Genomic DNA, 6,930 nt, shown 5'->3' with positions numbered 1-6,930 from the left:
GGGAAACAGGAGACAAAGCCTACTTGAAACAAGCCAATGGCATTGCAGGGTTTATCCTTAAAAACCCGGTAACACCAAAAGATGGTATTCCCTATTGGGATTACAATGATCCAAAAATTCCTAATGTTTCCCGGGATGCTTCCGCTGCTGCCATAACTGCTTCCGCTTTATATGAGCTGGATAAATACAGCAAAGGACAGGGTTACAGGAAAGCTGCAGACCAGATCATTTTCAGTTTAAATCAGAATTATACCAGTAAACCTGGTACTAACAAAGGTTTTATCCTGGAGCACAATACAGGCCACCGGCCGGCGAATTCCGAAGTCGATGTGCCAATAAATTATGCAGACTATTATTATCTCGAAGCTTTGCTGAGAAGCGAAAAATAAGAATCAGGCTCCTGAATACCCAAGGCTTTAACTCAGGGGCCTGATTTGTAATTGTACTCCTGCCTCCGACAGCACTTTTTTTGTATCTATCATGGCCGTAGAGCGCATAGAACCAGCAACGCCAAGGTCTGCAACCCAAAATAAAATCCGGATGCTAATGGCGTACTCTCCAAAGTCCTGAACAATAATTACAGGGGCAGGCGTCTGAAGAATATTTTCATTCAGTTTAAGCTTTTCTGCGATGAGGTTTTTAGCCCAGTCCAGGTCGGTATCGTAAGGAACTCCGATCATAAACTCTACTCTTTTGCTGCGGTCCTGCATTGTCCAGTTGATCAGGTGTTGAGAAAGGAGATCCCCATTGGGAACAATGATATCTGCGCCTTCTGCATTGTGAATTTTACTAGATCGTACCCCAATTTCTTTAACCGTACCTGATTTATTGCCAATTTCAATCTGGTCACCAATCTGTATAGGACGTTCAAAGGCAAGTATAACCCCTGAAACCAGGTTATTTACTATATTTTGCAAACCAAAACCAATACCTACTCCCAATGCTCCAAGCATAATGGATAATCTATCGATAGGAATACCCGCGGCGGCTACGGCAATTAAGAAACCGATTGTCCAGATGGCGAGACGAACGAGCAGCATCATAGAATTCAAACTGTTCCGTTTGCCTCCGGCTGTGGCCTTTTCATGGCCAAAAAAGAAGCTGATGAAGCTTGAAATTAAGGAAGACATCCATATGATGCAGAAGAATATGGCAATACTAGCGAAAGTGAACTGATAACTTCCAATACTTCTTTGTGTATAAAAAAAAGACGATGATACTTTAACCAGCACATCATAAAGGGTCAGATTGCGGATAAACCCAATGGTCCATATAATGGAGGCAATAATCCATAAATTCCGCTGAAAACGATGCTGAAGTTCTTTATAATTGATAAAATCAGAAAATCTGCTGTCGTGATACGCTTCTGTTTGCAGGTAAATGGCCTCCAATACCATGGTACAGAAAACCTTAAGTGAAATTCCAAGCATCAGGCATTGAATGGCACTTACCCCAAATATTTTAGCCAGCGTTAATCGCCCTGTAAGGTTAAACAGAACAGATAGGGTAACCTGTGCCAGCGTAAAAATAAGGAGTGCTTTGGTTGCCGGAGACTCTTCGATCTTTATAAAAAAAGCATGATTAGAACGGATCATTTTGATGCAAATGACCATGAGCAGTAAGCCCGCCAGGAATAAGCCCCAGCGTTCGCCAAATGCAGCATCCAGTAAAATATCATCAATGGCATAGAAAACCCATAAACAAACAAGACCAATCCATAAAATTCCAGAACCTTTATTTAAAAAGGGCCAGATCAGCATACATATACATGCCAGGCGGATGGCTTCAAGAGCATGTAGCAAAGACATGGTTGGATTTCCAAAAAGAAGAGGAGCATAAGTGAAAAGTGCCATTAAAGATCCAATCAAAAAACTTCTTTTTAGAAAATTAATCTGTTCAAATACGTTTTTGGCATCCTCCTGTTTTTTTATCCTTCTCCTGTTGGACAACAACCAGGTGGTGGTAAGAATAAATATTAACAAGGAAAGTGTCACAATGTGCATTTTTCCTGCAAGATAGATGCCGATTATTTTCGCTGAACGCTGAAATCCATTGGCGATAACCTCCACAAAACTCTGCTGGTACTGGCTGGCCCGTGCACTAAACAGAGGAGACTCTTCGCGGGAAAACATATTGATCTTTTTAGAAATCGACAGATAGTTCATATCCGAAGAAAGATCATTTAACTGCAGGAGGTTAACCGATAGGCGATTTCTCAACAAGTTTACCTTTGACAACATCCGTCTTTGCAAAGTATCCAGTGAACGGCCTTCGGAAAGAAGATCGCCCAGCTGCTCATTTAATACCGAATCGGGTATAATAACATTGAGATCCGGGTCAACCAATATTTTTTTTACTTCGATATTGCTTTTAGTGAGTTGTTCATTATACTCGGTGAGTAATGCTTTATAAGCACTGAGGTTATCTGCCTGTTCTTTTAAAAGAATAACTGCACTGTTCAGGCTCCGAAGATTCATCTTTCCACCCTGTACCTCAAACTTGGTTTTGAATGCTTTTATCTTTTTTTCTATATCCGGAAGCGTGTTTTCTATTGCACTGAAATCAAAGCCCTTTTTGAGTTGAAAATTGTTTTTATCTACTGTAAATGTATAGGTCTCTACCTTGTTGACCAGCAAAGGAATTTCCGTCTCCGTAACCACATGTTTTCGCTTTTTTTGAGCAAAAGAAGTGTGGAAAGTACTCAGTAAACAAAGGGACAGCAAAGCTGTCCTGAGGTATATCTTACAAAGAGTCTTTAAAGACATGATATGAAATAAATTAAATAGAATAACAGAAGCCGATAAGCAGTATTTGTGCCAAATTTTAAATGTGGTCATTTAAAATAATATTTTAGCTAAAATATGCATACGTATTGACGCTTTGCTATTCTATTTTTTATTAAAAGAAAATCTTCTGGAAATACTAAATCCCCATCGGTATTGTCCTTTTAACCAGGAACTTGTCGTTTGTGGGATAAACTGCATTTCTTCAATTGCAGCAGCATTGGTGAAATTGAGGTGAAAAATATGGCCACCCGTTTCCATTTCAAGGCCAACACCAAGCGGGTTGTAGAACTTAGTTCCGTTAATCCCCTCCAGATAAGCTTTATCCGCGCTGTTTCGGAAAGGAATAAAATAGTCAACCACCACAGCCATTCTTTTGCTGATCTTTGCACGCGCACCTGCACCAAGCGCAAAAAGATCATTTTGATCCCTGAAAGCGGTTAGGTTTCGGTGTATGTAACTAGGGGTCAGTGTAAAAGAAATGCCTTCCGTAAATTTCCTGGCAATGATTAGCTGACTGACGTAATTCATCCTGTCTTTAAAACTATGGTAAGCAGCCGCAGAAGCCGGGTCTTCACTTGCACTCACTGCTGCTATGGTATTGCTGCCAAATAAGGTAAGCGCAACCGGAATATAATCATCTGTGGTTTGTTCCAGCAGCCGGTATTTTATACTTCCTTCGTAGAGCTGCTGTACATTGGTCGCTCCTTTTGCCCGGGCGAGGCCTATGCTCAGACGATCGCTGATTCCATATTCAAAGCCAATCCGGATATCGGTTGAATTGTCCAGCCCGAAGAATTGTTTAATACCACCCTGGCTGCCGGCAATATCTCCAAAACGATGATCTACTTTAAAGTCCAATTCATTTTTATAAATGGTTTCATTCGTGTGTCCATTGATCAGTTTGGTCGATTTAAAAGTCGCGGTGACTTTTTGATGTCCGGGAGATGGGGCTGTCAATAACGCTTTTTCCAGATCATCCTGACCGAAGCTTGATAGTGTAATTGTTGCCAACAAAGAGAGCAACAGGATTTTTAGATATAAAGGGGTTAATCTCATATGGTTTTAGGTTGATAAACAGCTGATACACGTACCTCTACTGATTCAGCTACGTTTTTAAATACAATGGAAGGAACTTTGATCTTGTAATCGGCAATCTTTATCCGGAACACAGATTTAGCGGAAATGATCCCCTTGTCTATAACCAGGTTTACTTTACTTTGACAGGTTTTTGTTACCCCGTGGATATTTAATGTTCCTTCAACAGACAGGGTATAATTGCCATCTTTGTTAAAATCAACAGGATCAATAATCTTTCCTTTGAATTCTGAAAAAGGATAGGTGTTACTCTCCATGTAGTTTTCATTAAAGTGCTCCTGCATAAGTTTCTTTTTAAACTGAAAGGAGGTATTCATTACTTTAAAGATGATGTTGCCCGTTTTAAGATCGAGTGCGGAGTTGGCTGTATTGCTTTTCCCTTCTATGTCTTCAACCACAGTACTGGAAAAAAAAGAAATTGAAGCATTTTTACTCACTGCAATACTTTGTGCCTTTGCCGATAGACCGGCAAAGGAGATCAACAGAATAAAATAGATGGTTTTCATCGGCCAGATTATTTAAATTGTTATTGAAACTATTGAACCATTCCCTGGTTAAACCAATTCGTTAACGACTGCAGTTCTGTAGCCGATAAACTTCCGCCCTGTGGCATGGTTTTATTAATCAGCACAGCTTGCTTAATGCGGTCTGAGTTTGACACAACAGAGGCATAACCCGTAAAACTAAAAATGGGCGCTGCCGAGCGGCCGGGCGCATGGCAGCCAGCACATTTATTTTGAAATAATGCTTGTGCAAAGTTGCTGTAGGTAAGCCCTGCACCGGGATTTTCCGGTGCAGAAGGTAGATCTGGCTTAATCTCTGCCGCTTGTTTTTTAGAACAGCTCAATAAAATCATATAGATGATTACAAGAACAAAAGTGATTACAGAATATTTAGGCATGATGCTGATGAGTTTAATTGGCTAATGCTGGTGTGTTTATGGTCATAATCGGCCAAACTCCGGGAGTAGGTACGCTGACGCCTTTGGTATCGCCACGTTTAGCGTCAGAACCGAAATAATACAATGGATGACCTTTATAAGTCAGTTGTTTTTTACCAACAGTTGTGATTTGAACAGTCATATCTTTAGCCAATACCGAAGGAACATTTAAAACATCCGATTCATAAATTGGCCAGATTCCATTGTTGCTGAGGTCTGCTTTGGTATAGGTGTTTTTATTAAATGTATCAGGTGCATAAGCGTACAGCGTTCTGCCGGCGGCATCTGTAAAGTACTGAGTTGTACCTGTTCCTTCTTTAGCACCATCAAGGTAGTTCTTGCCATCCAGACCAACCAATTGATAGCTGGCCAGCATAATGGAATAATCAGGCTTGGCTACAAACCAGGTGCCTCCGGAGCCATCGCCACCCACATCACCTTGTTTAGTATCTGCAGCGTAATAATACAAGGGCCAGCCCTTATAGGTTGTTTGCTTTTTTCCATCGGCCCGGGTAATGGTTTTTATGTCCGTGGCGGCAATTCCGGTTGGTGCCGTTTCGTTCCCGGCATAGTACACAGGCCAGGCCACCTCGCAACCTCCGCTGCAACCTGATGTTCCATTGGCATCAATAGAAAAGAAATACAGCGTCCTACCTTTGGAATCGGTCAGTATATTTCCAAATTTCGTATTGGAAGTCAGCTGAAGATCGGAATTTCCAGCCGGTGGATTTGTGGCCGGAGGATTACCATAAGGATCAGTTCCGGCAGGAGACATCCCGTCGCCTCCTTTAGAACATGACGATAAGAAAATGACCGAGGACAGGGTCAAAAGGACAAATGTTTTTGTTAAGTTCGTTTTCATAAATTCTATCAGTTAAATAATTTATTTTAGTACTACCTAGATTACGGGCGGAGTTTTATAAAGGTTGCCGGGTTTATTTAAAATATTAATTCATTGTTTATCAGTATTTTATAAAAAATCGTTAAATTTATCCTAAAGGTTGGCAACCTTTCGTACGCAGGCCTCGTATTGGGTTAAATGGCTCGGGTTAAAAACTTAAAGTATATCATATAGGTGCAGAGAATTATCAACGGTTGTATCCGAAGGGAAAGATCCAGTCAGTATGTGCTCTATAAAGAATTTTACAGTTACTGCATGGCAATCTGCAGGCGGTATATCATGAACGATTATGATGCTGCCGATGTGCTGAATGATGGCTTTATGAAGGTGTTTACACACATTGATAAATATGATACCTCTAAACCCTTCAAGTCCTGGATAGGGAAAATTATAACCAATACGGCTATAGATCATTACCGCGCAAATTTGAAATTCTCAGATCACGAAGATGTGAGCGAGTATGAGGGTGTTGGATACGAAGCTGTAGTCTATGATCAGCTTGCTTATAAGGATTTGTTGTTATTGATCCAAGGACTGTCTCCAGCTTATCGAACGGTATTTAATTTATACGCCATAGATGGTTATTCCCATGAGGAAATAGCCGAAATTTTAAAAATATCAGTAGGGACTTCAAAATCCAATTTATTTAAAGCGAGGCAGAAACTACAGGAAAAACTTGCTGTCCTCAATCAAAATCATGAAATGCTAACCAAAAAAACAGATACTGATGGAAGACAATAATAATATAGATCAGTTCTTTAAACGTGGGCTTAGTGATCCTGATATTCCATTTAATGAAATGGATTGGGAAAAAATGGAGCATAAACTTGATCAGCAAGAGAAAAGGAGGGGAATTCCATTCTGGCTCTTTACTGCTCTGGGTGTTGCGGCAACAGTATTGATTTTTATGTTCTGGTTTTTCTCCGGGCCACAACATGATATGAATAAGAAAATCAAGGAGAATACCGCAGTAGTGGAACAGGGAGCTAAACCTTCAATACAAAAAAACATCAATGAGGACACAACAAGATCAGTAGTTGCAGTTAGTGAAACAAAAAAAGAAAAACAGTTTCCTTCAAAAAAAGAAATTCTACCAATTCATGTTTCTGATACAATCGTACCAGAAAACAAAAATAGTCAAGCTCCAATTCAGGCCGTAAGTTCTGTTGCCGAAAGCTCTAAAGAAAAAAAAGATAGTATTGGCCCAA

7 protein-coding genes and 1 pseudogene are annotated in these 6,930 nt (G+C 40.3%); 3 read left to right on the top strand and 5 right to left on the bottom strand.

Features of this window, described 5'->3' with window-relative positions:
- A pseudogene (locus VNZ46_RS18715) lies at positions 1-389 on the top strand (glucuronyl hydrolase); the annotation flags it as partial.
- Between the two features lie 27 nt (positions 390-416).
- Here VNZ46_RS18715 and VNZ46_RS18710 read toward each other — a convergent pair.
- The 5 genes from VNZ46_RS18710 to VNZ46_RS18690 all read right to left on the bottom strand — a co-directional run bounded on the left by VNZ46_RS18710 (position 417) and on the right by VNZ46_RS18690 (position 5,683).
- A complete protein-coding gene (locus VNZ46_RS18710; protein ID WP_325561547.1) occupies positions 417-2,765 on the bottom strand; it encodes a mechanosensitive ion channel family protein in 2,349 nt (782 codons plus the stop codon).
- A gap of 123 nt (positions 2,766-2,888) precedes the next feature.
- The gene (locus VNZ46_RS18705; protein ID WP_325561546.1) at positions 2,889-3,842 is read right to left on the bottom strand and encodes a DUF5777 family beta-barrel protein; all 954 of its coding nucleotides are present in this window, start codon (positions 3,840-3,842) and stop codon (positions 2,889-2,891) included.
- On the bottom strand, positions 3,839-4,387 hold the full coding sequence (locus VNZ46_RS18700) for a YceI family protein (protein ID WP_325561545.1): 549 nt from the start codon (positions 4,385-4,387) through the stop codon (positions 3,839-3,841). The genes VNZ46_RS18705 and VNZ46_RS18700 overlap by 4 nt, the downstream gene beginning before the upstream one ends.
- A gap of 29 nt (positions 4,388-4,416) precedes the next feature.
- Positions 4,417-4,782: a cytochrome c gene (locus tag VNZ46_RS18695; protein WP_325561544.1), complete on the bottom strand. Its 366-nt coding sequence runs from the start codon at positions 4,780-4,782 to the stop codon at positions 4,417-4,419.
- A 13-nt stretch (positions 4,783-4,795) separates the two neighbouring features.
- Positions 4,796-5,683, bottom strand: coding sequence for a hypothetical protein (locus tag VNZ46_RS18690; RefSeq protein ID WP_325561543.1), 888 nt, complete (start codon positions 5,681-5,683; stop codon positions 4,796-4,798).
- A 213-nt stretch (positions 5,684-5,896) separates the two neighbouring features.
- Between VNZ46_RS18690 and VNZ46_RS18685 the strand changes: the two genes are divergently transcribed.
- Together VNZ46_RS18685 and VNZ46_RS18680 are read left to right on the top strand one after the other, a co-directional pair.
- Positions 5,897-6,463: a sigma-70 family RNA polymerase sigma factor gene (locus VNZ46_RS18685; RefSeq protein ID WP_325561542.1), complete on the top strand. Its 567-nt coding sequence runs from the start codon at positions 5,897-5,899 to the stop codon at positions 6,461-6,463.
- Positions 6,450-6,930 (top strand): hypothetical protein (locus VNZ46_RS18680; RefSeq protein WP_325561541.1); only part of this gene is annotated, 481 nt, incomplete at its 3' end. The genes VNZ46_RS18685 and VNZ46_RS18680, both read left to right, overlap by 14 nt.

It is taken from the genome of Pedobacter sp., from assembly GCF_035566355.1.
GTDB lineage: Bacteria > Bacteroidota > Bacteroidia > Sphingobacteriales > Sphingobacteriaceae > Pedobacter.
This window is presented reverse-complemented; position numbering and strand designations above follow the sequence as displayed.